19 protein-coding genes are annotated in these 15,725 nt (G+C 64.8%); 9 read left to right on the plus strand and 10 right to left on the minus strand.

Annotation, left to right across the window (positions count from 1 at the left end):
- Positions 1 to 69: 69 nt before the first annotated feature.
- The 4 genes from ftsY to rpoH all read left to right on the plus strand — a co-directional run bounded on the left by ftsY (position 70) and on the right by rpoH (position 4,212).
- Positions 70 to 1,554 carry a signal recognition particle-docking protein FtsY gene (gene ftsY, locus N5D48_RS15495; RefSeq protein ID WP_279885769.1) on the plus strand — a complete coding sequence of 495 codons (1,485 nt, stop codon included), beginning with the start codon at positions 70 to 72 and terminating at the stop codon, positions 1,552 to 1,554.
- A complete protein-coding gene (ftsE, locus tag N5D48_RS15500; RefSeq protein ID WP_011531723.1) occupies positions 1,551 to 2,222 on the plus strand; it encodes a cell division ATP-binding protein FtsE in 672 nt (223 codons plus the stop codon). The genes ftsY and ftsE overlap by 4 nt, the downstream gene beginning before the upstream one ends.
- The gene (gene ftsX, locus N5D48_RS15505) at positions 2,219 to 3,247 is read left to right on the plus strand and encodes a permease-like cell division protein FtsX (RefSeq protein WP_279885770.1); all 1,029 of its coding nucleotides are present in this window, start codon (positions 2,219 to 2,221) and stop codon (positions 3,245 to 3,247) included. Before ftsE ends, ftsX begins: the two co-directional genes overlap by 4 nt.
- 110 nt (positions 3,248 to 3,357) lie before the next feature.
- Entirely contained in the window at positions 3,358 to 4,212 is an 855-nt protein-coding gene (gene rpoH, locus N5D48_RS15510) for an RNA polymerase sigma factor RpoH (RefSeq protein ID WP_279885772.1), read from the plus strand.
- A 159-nt stretch (positions 4,213 to 4,371) separates the two neighbouring features.
- Here rpoH and mtgA read toward each other — a convergent pair whose 3' ends face one another.
- Entirely contained in the window at positions 4,372 to 5,082 is a 711-nt protein-coding gene (gene mtgA, locus N5D48_RS15515; RefSeq protein WP_279885774.1) for a monofunctional biosynthetic peptidoglycan transglycosylase, read from the minus strand.
- A gap of 64 nt (positions 5,083 to 5,146) precedes the next feature.
- Between mtgA and N5D48_RS15520 the strand changes: the two genes are divergently transcribed.
- The 4 genes from N5D48_RS15520 (at position 5,147) to trmB (ending at position 7,419) form a co-directional block, all read left to right on the plus strand.
- Positions 5,147 to 5,518, plus strand: a complete 372-nt coding sequence (locus N5D48_RS15520; RefSeq protein ID WP_279885775.1) for a DUF423 domain-containing protein — start codon at positions 5,147 to 5,149, stop codon at positions 5,516 to 5,518.
- A gap of 102 nt (positions 5,519 to 5,620) precedes the next feature.
- Positions 5,621 to 5,821 carry a sulfur carrier protein ThiS gene (thiS, locus tag N5D48_RS15525; protein ID WP_279885776.1) on the plus strand — a complete coding sequence of 67 codons (201 nt, stop codon included), beginning with the start codon at positions 5,621 to 5,623 and terminating at the stop codon, positions 5,819 to 5,821.
- A 53-nt stretch (positions 5,822 to 5,874) separates the two neighbouring features.
- Positions 5,875 to 6,687 (plus strand): thiazole synthase, encoded by an 813-nt coding sequence (locus tag N5D48_RS15530; RefSeq protein WP_279885777.1) that lies wholly within the window; start codon positions 5,875 to 5,877, stop codon positions 6,685 to 6,687.
- 9 nt (positions 6,688 to 6,696) lie between these two features.
- Positions 6,697 to 7,419 carry a tRNA (guanosine(46)-N7)-methyltransferase TrmB gene (trmB, locus tag N5D48_RS15535; protein ID WP_279885779.1) on the plus strand — a complete coding sequence of 241 codons (723 nt, stop codon included), beginning with the start codon at positions 6,697 to 6,699 and terminating at the stop codon, positions 7,417 to 7,419.
- Positions 7,420 to 8,051: 632 nt separating this feature from the next.
- Here trmB and N5D48_RS15540 read toward each other — a convergent pair.
- From N5D48_RS15540 to N5D48_RS15580, 9 genes are all read right to left on the minus strand, one after another.
- On the minus strand, positions 8,052 to 8,378 hold the full coding sequence (locus tag N5D48_RS15540) for a DUF3392 family protein (protein ID WP_110735365.1): 327 nt from the start codon (positions 8,376 to 8,378) through the stop codon (positions 8,052 to 8,054).
- A 9-nt stretch (positions 8,379 to 8,387) separates the two neighbouring features.
- Complete coding sequence (gene hemW / locus N5D48_RS15545; RefSeq protein ID WP_279885781.1) at positions 8,388 to 9,566, minus strand: radical SAM family heme chaperone HemW; 1,179 nt, start codon at positions 9,564 to 9,566, stop codon at positions 8,388 to 8,390.
- Complete coding sequence (gene rdgB, locus N5D48_RS15550; protein ID WP_279885782.1) at positions 9,563 to 10,159, minus strand: RdgB/HAM1 family non-canonical purine NTP pyrophosphatase; 597 nt, start codon at positions 10,157 to 10,159, stop codon at positions 9,563 to 9,565. Before rdgB ends, hemW begins: the two co-directional genes overlap by 4 nt.
- Positions 10,156 to 10,590 (minus strand): DUF4426 domain-containing protein, encoded by a 435-nt coding sequence (locus N5D48_RS15555; RefSeq protein ID WP_279885783.1) that lies wholly within the window; start codon positions 10,588 to 10,590, stop codon positions 10,156 to 10,158. The genes rdgB and N5D48_RS15555 overlap by 4 nt, the downstream gene beginning before the upstream one ends.
- A gap of 23 nt (positions 10,591 to 10,613) precedes the next feature.
- Positions 10,614 to 11,234, minus strand: coding sequence for a methionine biosynthesis protein MetW (gene metW / locus N5D48_RS15560; RefSeq protein WP_279885785.1), 621 nt, complete (start codon positions 11,232 to 11,234; stop codon positions 10,614 to 10,616).
- Positions 11,235 to 11,241: 7 nt separating this feature from the next.
- Positions 11,242 to 12,381 (minus strand): homoserine O-acetyltransferase, encoded by a 1,140-nt coding sequence (locus tag N5D48_RS15565; RefSeq protein WP_279885787.1) that lies wholly within the window; start codon positions 12,379 to 12,381, stop codon positions 11,242 to 11,244.
- Between the two features lie 88 nt (positions 12,382 to 12,469).
- Complete coding sequence (locus N5D48_RS15570) at positions 12,470 to 13,060, minus strand: YggT family protein (RefSeq protein WP_279885789.1); 591 nt, start codon at positions 13,058 to 13,060, stop codon at positions 12,470 to 12,472.
- Positions 13,061 to 13,070: 10 nt separating this feature from the next.
- Positions 13,071 to 13,889, minus strand: coding sequence for a pyrroline-5-carboxylate reductase (proC, locus tag N5D48_RS15575; RefSeq protein ID WP_279885792.1), 819 nt, complete (start codon positions 13,887 to 13,889; stop codon positions 13,071 to 13,073).
- 38 nt (positions 13,890 to 13,927) lie between these two features.
- Positions 13,928 to 14,614: a YggS family pyridoxal phosphate-dependent enzyme gene (locus tag N5D48_RS15580; protein WP_279885794.1), complete on the minus strand. Its 687-nt coding sequence runs from the start codon at positions 14,612 to 14,614 to the stop codon at positions 13,928 to 13,930.
- A gap of 65 nt (positions 14,615 to 14,679) precedes the next feature.
- On the opposite strand from N5D48_RS15580, the gene N5D48_RS15585 reads away from it, so the two are divergent.
- Positions 14,680 to 15,675, plus strand: a complete 996-nt coding sequence (locus tag N5D48_RS15585) for a PilT/PilU family type 4a pilus ATPase (RefSeq protein WP_279885796.1) — start codon at positions 14,680 to 14,682, stop codon at positions 15,673 to 15,675.
- The last annotated feature ends 50 nt before the right edge of the window (positions 15,676 to 15,725 follow it).

Consider the following 15,725-nt stretch of genomic DNA (forward strand, 5'->3'; position numbering starts at 1 on the left):
TTCTGCGTGAGTAAAGAATTTCCGATGCGCCACTGCTGGCCCATCGCTACCCTGAGATAGCCGTCTTCCATGTTTGGTTCCAACGACGACAAAAAAGCGCCGGCCGCGGCTGGCGAGAAGAAAGGCCTGTTCAGCTGGTTCCGCAAGAAGCCGGAGCAACCTGTCGCCGAACAGCCGCAAGCCCCTCAACCGTCTGTCGAAGAGCCGGTGGTGTCGCCGCCGGTCGCCGAGCAGTCCGCGCCGGTGCCCGAAGCGCCCACGCCTGTGTCGGTTGACGCTCCACCCGAACCTGAGCCTGTCGCCGTAATCGCTCAGGTGCCGCCGCCCCCTGTGGCAGCGGGCTTGCCCGCGAATGCGGCGGACCTGCCAGAGGCTGTGGCAGAGCCGGCCCTGGCGGCTCCGGTCAGCAATCTGGTGCTGCCGGTCGCGGAAGAGCCGGTGGCCCTGGTGCCTGACCTCGAACCCAAGGCCCCGCCAGCCATCCCCGAGCGCCCGGCCCCTGAGGCAGTCGCCCCGATGGTGGTGGCTGAAGCCGTCCCGGTGGCCGAGCCCGAGCCGGTGCCGCCGGTCGCTGAGCCTGAGCCTGAGCCTGTCGTCGTGCCAGCCGCCACCGAGCCGAACAAGCCCGGCTTCTTCGCTCGCCTCAAGCAAGGCTTGTCCAAGACCAGCGCCAGCATTGGCGAAGGCATGGCCAGCCTGTTCCTCGGCAAGAAGGTCATCGACGACGACCTGCTCGATGAGATCGAGACCCGTCTGCTGACTGCCGACGTCGGTGTCGAGGCGACCTCGACCATCGTCCAGAACCTGACCCAGAAAGTCGCCCGCAAGCAGCTGGCCGACGCCGACGCACTGTACAAGTCGCTGCAGGACGAACTGGCCGCGCTGCTGCGCCCGGTCGAGCAGCCGCTGAAGATCGAGGCGCAGAGCAAGCCCTATGTGATCCTGGTGGTCGGCGTGAACGGCGCCGGCAAGACCACCACCATCGGCAAGCTGGCCAAGAAGCTGCAGCTCGAAGGCAAGAAAGTCATGCTCGCCGCAGGCGACACCTTCCGCGCCGCGGCGGTGGAGCAGCTGCAGGTATGGGGTGAGCGCAACCAGATCCCGGTGATTGCCCAGCACACCGGCGCCGACTCGGCCTCGGTGATCTTCGACGCCGTGCAGGCCGCCAAGGCTCGCAATATCGACGTGCTGATCGCCGATACCGCCGGTCGCCTGCACACCAAGGACAACCTGATGGAAGAGCTGAAGAAGGTCCGTCGGGTGATCGGCAAGCTCGACGCCGAGGCGCCGCATGAGGTGCTGCTGGTGCTCGATGCCGGTACCGGGCAGAACGCCATCAGCCAGGCCAAGTACTTCAACCAGAGCGTCGAACTGACCGGCCTGGCCCTGACCAAGCTCGATGGCACCGCCAAGGGCGGGGTGATCTTCGCCCTGGCCAAGCAGTTCAACATCCCGATCCGCTTCATTGGTGTGGGCGAAGGTATCGACGACCTGCGCACCTTCGAGGCCGAACCCTTCGTCAAGGCATTGTTCGCCGAGCGGGAACCTTCATGATCCGATTCGAACAGGTAGCCAAGCGCTATCCCAACGGCCATGTCGGCCTGCACGAACTGAGCTTCCGGGCGCGGCGTGGCGAGTTCCTGTTCGTCACCGGTCACTCAGGCGCCGGCAAGAGCACCCTGCTGCGCCTGCTGCTGGCCATGGAGCGTCCGACCAGCGGCAAGCTGCTGCTGGCCGGGCAGGACCTGGGCCAGATCAGCAACGCGCAGATTCCGTTCCTGCGCCGGCAGATCGGCGTGGTGTTCCAGAACCACCAGCTGTTGTTCGACCGCACCGTGTTCAACAACATCGCGCTGCCGTTGCAGATTCTCGGGCTGTCCAAGGCCGAGATCGCCAAGCGCGTGGATTCGGCGCTGGAGCGCGTGTCGCTGAGCGACAAGGGCGAGCTGTTCCCGGCCGACCTGTCCACCGGCCAGCAGCAGCGCGTCGGCATCGCCCGCGCCATCGTCCACCAGCCGGCCCTGCTGCTGGCGGACGAACCCACCGGTAACCTCGACCCGCGCCTGGCCGCCGAGATCATGGGCGTGTTCGAGGACATCAATCGCCTGGGCACTACCGTGCTGATCGCCAGCCACGACCTGGCGCTGATCGCGCGCATGCGCCACCGCATGCTGACGCTGCAACGCGGCCGCTTGATCGGTGATGGGGAGGCCGGACAATGAGCACGACACGTACACCCAAGGTTTCCGAGCGCGTCGCGCCAAAGGCCGCCGACCCGCAACCGGGCAAGAAAAAACGCGGCGAGCATGACGACGATGGTCCGGATTTCCGTACCCTGCTGCATGCCTGGCTGGAAAGCCACCGCGCCAGCCTGGCGGACAGCCTGCGCCGCCTGGGCAAGCAACCGATCGGCAGCTTCTTCACCTGTCTGGTGATGGCCGTGGCGCTGAGCATGCCCATGGGCCTGTCGCTGCTGCTGAAGAATGTCGAGAAGCTCGGCGGCTCGTGGCAGCGCGCGGCACAGATTTCGCTGTATCTCAAGCTCGACGCCAGCAGTCGCGACGGCGAGACCCTGCGCGACGAGATCAAGGGCATGCCTGGCGTTGCCGAGGCACAATACATCAGCCGCGAACAGGCACTGGAAGAGTTCCAGCAGCAGTCCGGTCTGGGCGAGGCCTTGCGCGAATTGCCGGACAACCCGCTGCCGGGAGTGGTGGTGGTGACGCCGACCGAGGTCGACAAGCCGGCCCTCGATGCCTTGCGCCAACGCCTGTCCGAGTTGCCGCGGGTCGAGGTGGCACAGCTGGACCTGCTGTGGGTCGAGCGGTTGGCGGCGATCCTGAAACTGGGCGATCGCTTTGTCTTCGGCCTGGCGGTGATGCTGATTTCCGCATTGTTGTTAGTAATCGGTAACACAATTCGTCTACATATCGAAAACCGTCGGGTCGAGATCGAAGTGATCAAGCTCGTCGGTGGCACCGACAGCTATGTGCGCCGGCCTTTCCTGTACATGGGCGCGCTCTATGGCCTGGGCGCTGGCGTGCTGGCCTGGGGCATCCTGGCCTTCGGCCTGGACTGGCTCAACGACGCGGTGGTGGGGCTTTCCGGCTTGTACGGCAGTGATTTCGCCCTGGGCGGCGTTCCCGCTTCGGACGGTCTTTCACTCTTGATCGGCGCGGTGCTGTTGGGGTATATCGGTGCATGGATCGCGGTCGCTCGTCATCTGAACGAACTGGCGCCGCGATAATGTTTCTTGGCCAGTATTGACAAATTTTTCATTATGGAACTTGTACAACAGTTTCTTGTCTATGCTGGCAGTGCCCAAAAGGCATGAGTCTGTAAGCCGGAGGTACTTGAATGACCAATTCGTTGCAACCTGCCTATGCCCTGGTTCCCGGTGCAAACCTGGAAGCCTATGTGCACACGGTGAACAGCATTCCCCTGCTGACACCGGAGCAGGAGCGTGAACTGGCCGAGCGTCTCTACTACGAGCAGGATCTCGAGGCCGCTCGGCAAATGGTGATGGCCCACCTGCGTTTCGTCGTACACATCGCCCGTAGCTATGCAGGCTACGGGTTGGCCCAGGCCGACCTGATCCAGGAAGGCAACGTCGGCCTGATGAAGGCGGTAAAGCGTTTCAACCCGGAAATGGGCGTGCGTCTGGTGTCCTTCGCGGTGCACTGGATCAAGGCCGAGATCCATGAGTTCATCCTGCGTAACTGGCGCATCGTCAAGGTGGCCACCACCAAGGCCCAGCGCAAGCTGTTCTTCAACCTGCGCAGTCAGAAAAAGCGCCTGGCCTGGCTGAACAACGACGAAGTGCATCGCGTGGCCGAAAGCCTCGGCGTCGAGCCCCGTGAAGTACGTGAGATGGAAAGCCGCTTGAGTGGCCAGGACATGGCCTTCGACCCAGCGGCGGAAGCCGATGACGACAGTGCCTTCCAGTCGCCTGCGCATTACCTGGAAGACCACCGTTACGACCCGGCCGTGCAGCTGGAAGACGCTGACTGGAGCGACAACTCCACCAGCAACCTGCATGAAGCGCTGCAGGGCCTGGACGATCGCAGTCGCGATATTCTTTATCAGCGCTGGCTGGCCGAAGAAAAGGCCACGTTGCATGAGCTGGCGGAGAAATACAGCGTTTCGGCCGAGCGTATTCGCCAGCTGGAGAAGAACGCAATGAACAAGGTCAAGGCACTGATCGCGATCTGATCGGCGCTTGGCTTGGAGTAAAAAAGCCGCTGTTCTCGCAAGAGGCAGCGGCTTTTTCGTGTGTTGTGGCGCGTGGGAGTGGGCTTGCCCCGCGATGGCGATGTGGCGAATGAAGAGGCTATCGCGGGGCAAGCTCGCTCCCACGCAAGCCCGCTCGTCTCAAAGCCTGCGCGACGTATCCAGCTGCATCAGGTAGCTCGGCCCACCCAGCTGGCTCATCTGCCGGCGAATCCACCCCGCCCGGCTGGCCACATAGGCGCTTGGCCGGCTGGCGCTCCACTTGATCGGGCTTGGCAGCACCGCCGCGAGCTGTGCGGCCTGTTGCCGCGTGAGGCGGCTGGCGTCGATGCCGAAGTGATAGCGCGCCGCCGCCTCTGCGCCGAAGATTCCCGGGCCCCACTCGGCGCTGTTCAGATAGACCTCGAGTATCCGCTCCTTCGACCAGAACAGCTCGATCAGCGCGGTGAACCAGGCTTCCAGCCCCTTGCGCAGCCAGCTGCGCCCGGACCACAGGAACAGGTTCTTGGCCACCTGCTGGGTCAGGGTGCTGGCACCGCGCACCTTTCCGCCACGCTCGTTGTAGGCCAGTGCCGCCTGGATCGCGGGGATGTCGAAGCCCCAGTGGCTGGCGAACTTCTGGTCCTCGCCGGCAATGACCGCGACCTTGAGCTCGTCGGAGATGTCCTCCCACGGCGTCCAGTCGCGCCGCAGGTCGATGGGCTCGCCGCTGAACCACGACTCCACCTTGCGCTCGACCATCAGCGCGGTGCCGGGCGGCGGCACCCAGCGCAGTACCAGCACCACGGCAATGCTGCCGGCAGCGAACCAGAGCAGGGCGCGGTAGAGGCGGCGGAGGAGGGATGACAGCATAGTGATGGCTTGGCCGGACCGTTGGAACGGGCCATTATACAGACCCCTCCCGAGGAGTCGTCCCATGCTTCGCAGCTTCCTGATGCTCGCCGCGTTCTTCGGCTTTACCGGCGTCGCCCTCGGCGCCTTCGCCGCCCATGGCCTGAAAAGCCGCCTCAGCGCCGACTACCTGGCGATCTTCCACACTGGCGTCACCTATCAGTTGGTGCATGCCCTGGCGATCCTGGGCGTGGCCGTGTTGTCGGTGCATCTGCCCGGGCGTCTGGTGGGCTGGGCGGGTGGTCTGTTCGCGGCAGGCATCGTGCTGTTCTCCGGTAGCCTCTATGTGCTGACCCTCAGCGGGCTGGGCAAGCTCGGCATGATCACGCCCATCGGTGGCCTGTGCTTTCTCGCCGGCTGGCTTTGCCTGGGGCTGGCCGCCTGGCGCCTGGGCTGACCGAACGGTCCACAATCGCGACTAATGGCGCGCGTCGCCCTTGGGTTGCAGGGTGGATCGGGGCTAGAATGCGGGCCCCAAAGAACAATGGTGGCCGTGCGCATGCGCATTCAACTGAACGGTGAACCTTACGAACTGCCCGAGGGCGAAAGCGTCGCGGCGCTGCTGGGCCGGCTGGAGCTGGCCGGTCGCCGGGTGGCGGTGGAACTGAACCTGGACATCGTGCCGCGCAGCCAGCACGAGAGCACGCAGTTGAGCGAAGGCGACCAGGTCGAAGTGGTTCATGCCATTGGCGGTGGTTGAGCGCCTCCCGCCGACTCACCCGAAAGCCCCGTAACCTTTCCAGAGGAACATCGATGAGCAACGTTCGCAGCGACAAGCCTTTCGTCCTGGCCGGGCGCACTTTCCAGTCGCGCCTGCTGGTCGGCACCGGCAAGTACCGTGACATGCAAGAGACCCGTCTGGCCACCGAGGCCTCGGGTGCCGAGATCGTCACCGTTGCCGTGCGTCGCACCAACCTCGGCCAGAATGCCGGCGAGCCGAACCTGCTCGATGTGCTGTCGCCCGACAAGTACACCATCCTGCCGAACACCGCGGGCTGCTTCGATGCGGTCGAAGCGGTGCGTACCTGCCGCCTGGCCCGTGAACTGCTCGACGGCCACAAGTCCCACGAGCAGCGGACGCTGGTGAAGCTGGAAGTGCTGGCCGACCAGAAGACCCTGTTCCCCAATGTGATCGAAACCCTCAAGGCCGCCGAAGTGCTGGTCAAGGACGGCTTCGATGTGATGGTCTACACCAGCGATGACCCGATCATCGCCCGCCAGCTGGCCGAGGCCGGCTGCATCGCCGTCATGCCGCTGGCCGGCCTGATCGGCACCGGCCTGGGTATCTGCAACCCCTACAACCTGCAGATCATCCTCGAGGAGTCCAAGGTGCCGGTGCTGGTCGATGCCGGCGTGGGTACCGCCTCCGACGCCACCATCGCCATGGAAATGGGCTGCGAGGCGGTGCTGATGAACTCGGCCATCGCCCACGCCCAGCAGCCGGTGCTGATGGCCGAGGCGATGAAGCACGCCATCCTTGCCGGTCGCATGGCGTATCTCGCCGGGCGCATGCCGAAGAAACTCTATGCCAGCGCGTCCTCGCCGCTGGAAGGTCTGATCAAGTAAGAGCCCCAGATGACTGAATCGCAAGAAACGCCGATCACCGAAGACGGCGAAGCCCGCCCGCACCGCCGCATCAAGAGTTTCGTGATGCGTGCCGGGCGCATGACCGAAGGCCAGCAGCGCGGCCTGGACCAGGGCGGCCCGCTGTTCATTCTGCCGCTGGTCGACAGCCCGGTGGACTACGACCAGGTGTTCGGCCGTTCGGCGCCGCGCACCTTGGAGATCGGCTTCGGCATGGGCCATTCGCTGCTGGAAATGGCCGCCGCCTCGCCGGAGCTGGACTTCATCGGTGTCGAAGTGCACCGTCCGGGCGTCGGCGCGTTGCTCAACGGTGTGCTGACCCAGGGCCTGAAGAACCTGCGGGTGTACGACTGTGATGCCATCGAAGTGCTCAACCGCTGCGTGGCCGACAACAGCCTCGATCGCCTGATGCTGTTCTTCCCGGATCCGTGGCACAAGGCACGTCATCACAAGCGCCGGATCGTTCAGCTGGAGTTCGCCGAGCTGGTGCGCCGCAAACTCAAGCCCGGTGGCGTATTCCACATGGCGACCGACTGGGAGCCCTATGCCGAGTACATGCTGGAAGTGATGAGCGCAGCGCCAGGCTATCGCAACCAGGCGGCTGATGGCGCCTACGTGCCACGCCCGCAAGAGCGTCCGATCACCAAGTTCGAGCGCCGCGGTGAGCGCCTTGGGCATGGGGTGTGGGACTTGAAATTCGAGAAGGTGAGCTGAGCCGGGCTCGTTCGGAGCAGCCCTTCAAACCTGCGATATTGCAGGTACAAAAAAACCGCCTTGAGAAGGGCGGTTTTTTTATGCGGGCTTCGGGTTACGAATCCTCAACCTGCGTGTTTCAGTTTCACTGGAGACAGTTCACGGTTCAAATACTAGGGTTGCCTGGAGGTCGCGTCAATCGTGGAAATATCCAGCATTACGTGTGACTGGGCGAGTAACAGCTTCACCTTTTCAGAAAGCGTAAGATCACGCCGCTCTCATGTGATTCTTTCCAGTGTCGGGCCGGGAACGAATTCAATCCGTTGTCTCGGCCCCTTCGACGCGGCCCACGAACCGCGCCGGTGGAGTTTTCGAAGGGCCATCCACCTGGCCGCTTCACTGGAGATGGTTCACACGATTTCCGAAGGCGTCGAAGTGCCGGTCAGGCGCTGGAAGATTGGCCCAGCCAACACGGAGGCCAAGGCATATGAAGCGTTTGCTGAATACGCTGAGCCGTGTCTGGAAGCTGGTTCGGATCCTAGTTGTTTTCAGGACCGTCAGGGACTTCCTACGCGATCGCTTTGACGATCCCCGCTAAGGGCTAGTCGGGTGAGAAGCTGCCCTGGCTCTCCAGGGCAGCTTTTAGCGAGCGCTCAACCCCGGCGATCGGCGACCACGCCAATCAACACCAGCACCACCAGCAGCACCGGTGCCAGCGCATAGTTGTTGAACTGTCCCAGCCCCTTCACGACCCACGGCGTCGCATAGATCAGCGCCGCGCCGCTGCCGATCATCACCAGCAGCGCCATGAACGGCACGCGCAAGGCCCCGGCCAGCCCACCCAGGCGGCCTTCCACCCAGCCCTTGATGTCGGTGCCGAACAGCACCAGCAGGCAGCCCACCAGGGCCAGCGAGATCTCCGACAGGTTGCTGCGGCTCCAGCGGGAAACGGTCGAGAGCAGGTCAAGTACCAGGTCCATGGGTCATCCTTAATTCAAGAAGTACTGCAGCAGGTCGTTGAGGAACAGCTGGCCGCGCGGCGTGGCCGCCAGTCGATCCGGTTCGACCCGCAAAAGGCCTTTTTGTTCGGCTTCACGGCGGGCTTCGGCCAGTTGCGCCAGGGGTAGGCCGGTGCGCAAGCTGAACAGCTCGGCTTCCACGCCATCGGTGAGGCGCAGTGCGTTCATCAGGAACTCGAAGGGTAGCTCATCGGCTGGCAGCAGCTTTTCCCCGGCCTTGAAGGGCTTGGCCGGGTTCAGATAGTCCTTGGGCAGTCGGGTCTTCCAGGTGCGCAGGATGCGCCCGTCGGGGAACGACAGCTTGCCATGGGCCCCGGCACCGATACCGATGAAGTCGCCGAAGCGCCAGTAGTTCAGGTTGTGCCGCGCGGCGCGATCGGCCTGGGCGTAGGCCGAGACTTCATACTGGCGGTAACCGTGGTCGGCCATCAGCGCCTGGCCGGCTTCCTGGATATCCCAGAGGATGTCGTCCTCGGGCAGCTCAGGCGGCTGGTTCCAGAACACCGTGTTCGGCTCTACGGTCAGCTGATACCAGGACAGGTGCGTCGGCGCCAGCTCGATGCCCTGACGCAGGTCGCCCAGGGCGTCGTCGAGCGACTGGTCCGGCAAGCCGTGCATCAGGTCCATGTTGAAGTTGTCGAAGCCTGCCGCACGCGCCATGTCGGCGGCTCGCACGGCCTCATCGCCATTGTGGATGCGCCCGAGCTTCTCCAGCTTGGCCGGCTGGAAACTCTGCACGCCGATGGACAGACGGTTGATGCCGGTCTGGCGGTAGGCCTTGAACTTCTCCTGCTCGAAGGTGCCGGGGTTGGCCTCCAGGGTGATTTCGATGTCCGCAGCGAACGGGATACGCTGTTCCACGCCGCGCAGCAATCGGCCCAGGGCATCGGCGCTGAACAGGCTCGGTGTGCCGCCGCCGAAGAAGATCGTGCTGATCGGGCGGCCCTGGACGGCAGGCAGTTCCTGATCGAGATCGGCCAGCAGGGCATCGATGTACTCGGTTTCCGGCAACGACGGGCCGGCCTGGTGCGAGTTGAAGTCGCAATAAGGGCATTTGCGCACGCACCAGGGGATATGGATGTACAGCGACAGCGGCGGGAGCTCGGAAAGGATCAGGCCCGCCGGTGGTACGAACAGCTTTTCGGTCATGCCAGGCCCAGACGTTGACGCAGCAGGGCCATGGCGCGGGCGCGGTGGCTGAGCTGGTTCTTGTCGACCGGGGCGAGGTCGGCGCTGGAGCAGTTGCGCTCCGGGACCCAGAACAGCGGGTCGTAGCCGAAGCCATGCTCGCCGCTGGCCTCGAACAGGATGCTGCCATGCCACAGGCCTTCGCAGAGGATCGGCAGCGGGTCGTCGGCATGGCGCACCAGCGCCAGGACGCAGACGAACTGCGCGCCGCGCTGGTCTTCAGGTACGTCCTTGAGCGCTTCGAGCAGCTTGGCGTTGTTCGCCGCGTCGCCCTTGCCGTCGGCGTAGCGCGCCGAGTAGATGCCTGGCGCGCCGCCGAGGAAGTCCACCGCCAGCCCGGAATCGTCGGCCAAGGCCGGCAGGCCGGAGATGCGTGCTGCATTGCGCGCCTTGAGGATGGCGTTCTCGACGAACGACAGGCCGGTCTCTTCCGGCTCCACCTGGCTGAATTCGCCGATCGAACGCAGCTGCACGGAGTCACCGAGCATGGCCTGCAGTTCCTTGAGTTTGCCGGCGTTGTGGCTGGCCAATACGAGTTGCTGGAAATTCATCATTCGCCTGGGAACACTTCCTGGTTGAAGCTCAGTGGATGGCTGACGCCGCCGGACTCGATGTTGAGGTCGAAGGTGACGGTCTCGGCCTGTTCGATCTTGAACTGGGCGATGTAGTACACCGCGCCCTGGTCGGTGATCTGCTTGAACGACAGCGGGTTGCTGCGCCCGGTGAGGTCCTTCACGGTACCGCTGACCACCGCCATGGCTGGCTTGCCGGCCTTGATCACGGCGATGTTGAGCACACCCTGGTTCTTGCTGCGAGTGAGCCCCGTGGCGGCGGCGATGTCCGGTTGCAGCATGCTCGAGGTGAAGGCGCTGTAATGGACCGTCACGTCGCCGAATACTTCCTTGCGCTCGGGCCTGGCGGCATCGGCAGCCAGCACCGGCAAGGCCAGGCACAGGCTGATCAGAAACAGTGCTAGTCGACGCATGATCATTCCTCCGTTCGCGACGGTCAGACCGCGAGCTGATGCTCCTGCAGGCCCGGGCTGCTGACTCGATAGATACCGATCTCACCTAGAAGATTAGGCCAAAGCCGCCCGCCCAACCCGTTACGGTGCAGACGGTCGACCGCCAGGCGGTCGAGGACCTTGGCCCTGCGCTCGTGGCACAGGTTCTCGAAGTCCTCGAACGTGCAGAAGTGGATGTTCGGCGTGTTGTACCAGGTATACGGCATGAAGTCCGAGACCGGCATGCGACCCTTGGTCGCCAGGTACCAGCGGCAGCGCCAGTGGCCGAAATTGGGGAAGGTGATGATGCACTGGCGGCCGACCCGCAGCATCTCGTCGAGGATGCGGTCGGGGTATTCCACGGCCTGCAGGGCCTGGGTCATGACCACCACGTCGAAACTGTTGCTGGCGAAGTTGCCCAGCCCCTTGTCCAGGTCCTGCTCGATGACGTTGACGCCCTTGGCCACGCAGGCGGCGATGTTCTCGGCGTCGATCTCCAGGCCATAGCCGGTGACGTTCTTGCGCTCGCGCAAGGAGGCCAGCAGTTCGCCGTTGCCGCAGCCCAGGTCGAGTACCCGGCTGCCGGCGGGGATCCAGTCTTGGATGATTTCCAGGTCGGCTCTCATGGGGTCCTCAGACAGCGATGCGGTTCATGTAGTTGGCGAAGCCCTGCATGTAGCGGGGTGTCGGGATGAGGAAGGCGTCGTGGCCGTAGGGCGAGTCGATGTCCAGGTAGCAGACGTTCTTGCGCGCCGCCATCAGGGCATCGACGATCTCTCGCGAGCGGGCCGGCGAGAAGCGCCAGTCGGTGGTGAACGACATGATGCAGTAATCCGCCGTGACATGGGCCAGGGTCGCCGCCAGGTCGCCACCGTGAGCCGCCGCCGGGTCGAAGTAGTCCAGCGCCTTGGTCATCAGCAGGTAGGTGTTGGCGTCGAAGCGGCCGGAGAACTCCTCGCCCTGGTAGCGCAAGTAGCTTTCGACCTGGAACTCGACGCTGTGGAAGTCATAGTTGAGCTTGTCGCTCTTGAGTTCGCGGCCGAATTTCTCGCCCATCGAGTCGTCGGACAGGTAGGTGATATGACCGACCATGCGCGCCAGCATCAGGCCGCGCTTGGGAATCACGCCCTGGTCCTGGAACGAGCCACCATGGAACTCGGGGTCGGTGAGGATGGCCTGGCGCGCGACTTCGTTGAAGGCGATGTTCTGCGCCGACAGCTTGGGCGCCGAGGCGATGTCCACGCAATGGCGCACGCGGTCCGGGTAGGTGATGGTCCACTGCAGGGCCTGCATGCCGCCGAGGCTGCCACCGACGATGGCGGCCCAGGTCTGGATCCCCAGGCGGTCTGCCAGACGTGCCTGGCTGTGCACCCAATCCTCCACGGTCAGCACCGGGAAATCGGCGCCGTAGGGCTTGCCGGTGACCGGGTTGATGCTGCTGGGGCCGGTGCTGCCGTTGCAGCCGCCGAGGTTGTTCAGGCTGACCACGAAGAAACGGTTGGTGTCGATCGGCTTGCCGGGGCCGATGCAGCTGTCCCACCAGCCCGGCTTGCGGTCGGTGGTGGCATGGTAGCCGGCGGCATGGTGATGGCCGGACAGCGCATGGCAGATCAGCACCGCGTTGCTGGCGGTGCTGTTGAGGGTGCCATAGGTTTCGTAGATGAGCTCGTAGGTGGCCAGGGAACGGCCACAGGCCAGGGCCAGCGGTTCATCGAACCGGGCGATTTGCGGTGTTACCAGACCGACGGAATCTTCGGGAAGGACAGTGGACATCGACCCTGCTCACGCTTGACGGAGGCGTAAGTCTAAAGAGCGCTACCCCCAGCGGCAAGCGAAGGCTTGCCGCCGGTTGCAGGCAGGGTCAGATCATCCGCCACAGCTCTTGCGGCATGCCGGCGTAGGCAGCCAGCTGGGGCATCAGGAACGACTGGATCACCTGGATGGCGATGAAGGCGAAGATCGGCGAGATGTCCATGCCGCCGAGGTTCGGCACCAGGCGACGGAACGGCGCCAGCACCGGTTCGCTGATCTGGTAGGCCAGCTCGGCGGCCGGGTTGTGGCTGTTGGGCGCGACCCACGAGACGATCACCATCACGATCATCGCCACCCAGAAGATCTTCAGGAACAGCGAGGTGATGCCCAGGATCGACCACATCAGCAGGTGCAGGATGTCGCCGAAGGTGCCGTAGGTGACCATCAGCACGAAGGCCATCAGCAGCGCCTGGATGACGATCGACAGCACCAGCGACGAGGTGTCCAGGCCGGCGATGCTGGGGATCACCCGGCGCAGCGGCTTGAGCAGCGGCTGGGTGGCGCGCACGGCGAACTGGCTGAGCGGGTTGTAGAAGTCGGCCTTGACCAGTTGCAGCACGAAGCGCAGCAGGACGATCACCAGGTACAGGCTGACCAGGGTTTGCACCACGAAGATCGCGGCGCCGGACAATGCATTCATCGATGGCTCCTTATTTGCCCAGTTGTTCGGCCAGCTCGGCGGAACGCTTCGCCGCGGCCTGCAGTGCCTGCTCGACGATCGCCTCGAAGCCGCTGGCCTGGAACGATTTGATTGCCGCTTCGGTGGTGCCGGCCGGCGAGGTCACGCGGCGGCGCAGTTCGGCGGCGTCGACGTCGCTGGCCACCGCCATGCGGGCGGCGCCCAGGGCGGTTTGCAGGGTGAGTTGCGAGGCGGTCTCACGCGGCAGGCCGAGTTTTTCGCCGGCGGCGGTCATCGCTTCGATCAGCAGGAAGAAGTAGGCCGGGCCGCTGCCGGAGACGGCGGTGACGGCATCGAGCTGTTGCTCTTCATCCAGCCACAAGGCGGTGCCGACAGCCGACAGCAGCTGTTCGGCCTGCTGGCGCTGCTCGGCGGACACTTCCCCGGTGGCGTACAGGCCGCTGACGCCCTGGCGCAGCAGCGCCGGGGTGTTGGGCATGCAGCGCACCACCGGGATCGCGCCCAGCCAGGCCTGCAGGCTGGCGCAGGTGATACCGGCGGCGATGGAAACCACCAGCTGGCCGGCCTTCAGGTTCGGCTTCAGCGTTTCGCAGACCGCCTTCATGACCTGCGGTTTGACCGCCAGGACGATCACGTCCACGCCGTCGATGGCCTGGGCGTTGCTTTCGAAGGCTTCGATGCCGTGCTCGGCCTGGATTCGCGCGCGGGTCTCGGCACCCGGGTCGCTGGCGCGGATCTGCGCGGCGTCCAGGCCCTGGGCGCGCAGGCCGCCGATCAGGCTGGCGGCCATGTTGCCGGCGCCGATGAAGGCAATACGAGTCTTGCTCATGTCAGGTCCTTGAGGGAAAGAGTGAGTTAAGCATGGATTCAGGGCTGGCCGTAGTCGCGGGCACCGAACAGGGCGGTGCCGATGCGCACCCAGGTCGCGCCTTGGGCGATGGCGGCTTCCAGGTCGTGGCTCATGCCCATCGACAGGGTGTCCAGGCCAAGGCCCAGCTGTGCCTGGAGCTGGCGCAGGATGGCAAAGGCGGCCTCCTGCTCGGCGCGGTCTTCGGTCGGCTCCGGAATCGCCATCAGGCCGCGCAGGCGCAGGCCGGGCAGGGCGTTCACCGCCTGCGCCAGGGCTGGCAGTTCGGCGGGCGCGCAGCCGGACTTGCTGTCCTCGCCACTGACGTTCACCTGCAGGCAGATGTTCAGCGGCGCGAGGCCGGCAGGGCGCTGCTCGGAGAGGCGTTGGGCGATCTTCAGGCGGTCCACGGAATGTACCCAGTCGAAATGCTCGGCGATGGCCTTGGTCTTGTTCGACTGGATGGGGCCGATGAAGTGCCAGATCAAGGGCAGGTCGGAAAGTGCCTGTTGTTTTGTCAGGGCTTCCTGAAGGTAGTTCTCGCCGAAATCGCGCAGTCCGGCGGCGCAGGCCTCGCGTATGGCGCTGGCGGGCTTGGTCTTGCTGACTGCCAGCAGCTGGACGCTGGCCGGGTCGCGCCCGGCGGCCTTGGCTGCGCTGTCGATGCGGGCGGCAATGGCGTCAATGTTGTCTGCTAGGGTGGACATGGTTCGTCGCCGACGGCTTTGGGGTCTGCGGCATTCTACCTGCTTGATCGCCGTTGGGGAGTCTCATGGATGTGACCGACCTGCTGGCCCGGGCCGTGGCTGCCGGGGCCAGCGACCTGCACCTGGCCGCAGGCGAGCAGCCGTTGCTGCGCCTCGATGGCGAGCTGAGGCGCATGACGCTGCCGGTGCTTGCTGCCCAGACCCTTGAGCAGGGCCTGGCGAGCCTGCTCGATGAAGGGCAGCGCCGACAGTGGGCGTCTGGTGATGAGCTGGATCTCGCCCTGGTCCTGCCGGCGCTGGGCCGTTTTCGGCTGAACCTGTTCCGTCAGCGCAATGGGCCTGGGGCGAGCGTGCGGTTGATTCCGGCGCGGGTACCGAGCCTCGATGAGCTCGATCTACACGATGTGTTCCAGCTCATGAGTCGGCAGCGGGACGGCCTGGTGCTGGTCGGCGGGCCGACGGGCAGTGGCAAGTCGAGCACCCTGGCGGCGCTGGTCGACCAGATCAATCGCGAGCACGCGCTGCATATCATCACCCTGGAAGATCCCGTCGAGTTCGTTCATCGAGGCCGGCGCAGCCTGGTCAACCAGCGGGAAGTGGGTAGAGACTGCCGCGACTTTGCCCAGGGATTGCGCAGTGCGCTGCGTCAGGACCCCGACGTGATCATGCTCGGCGAGCTGCGTGACCTGGAGAGCATCCGCCTGGCATTGCGCGCGGCGGAAACCGGGCACTTGGTGCTGGCAACCGTGCATACGCGCTCGGCGCTCAACAGCATCGATCGTTTGGTGGAAGTGTTCGCCGCCGAGGAGAAGCCGCTGGTGCGCATGATGCTGGCGGAGTCGCTGCGGCTGGTGGTGGCGCAGGTGCTGGTCAGGCGCGTCGGTGGTGGCAGGGTCGCGGCGAGGGAGCTGTTGGTGGCGACGCCCGCCGTGCGCAATCTGATCCGCGAGGGGCGGATGGCGCAGATCCATTCGTTGATGCAGGCCGGCGCCGCGGTGGGGATGCGCACGATGGAGGGGGCAATGCAGGCGTTGGAGGCGCGGGGTTTGATAGTGGGCTAGGAATGCCCACGGAAACTAAAAGCGCACCGCAGCCCCTGTGGGAGCAACTG

Origin of the sequence: Pseudomonas sp. GD03858, assembly GCF_029840925.1 — a bacterium.
GTDB lineage: Bacteria > Pseudomonadota > Gammaproteobacteria > Pseudomonadales > Pseudomonadaceae > Aquipseudomonas.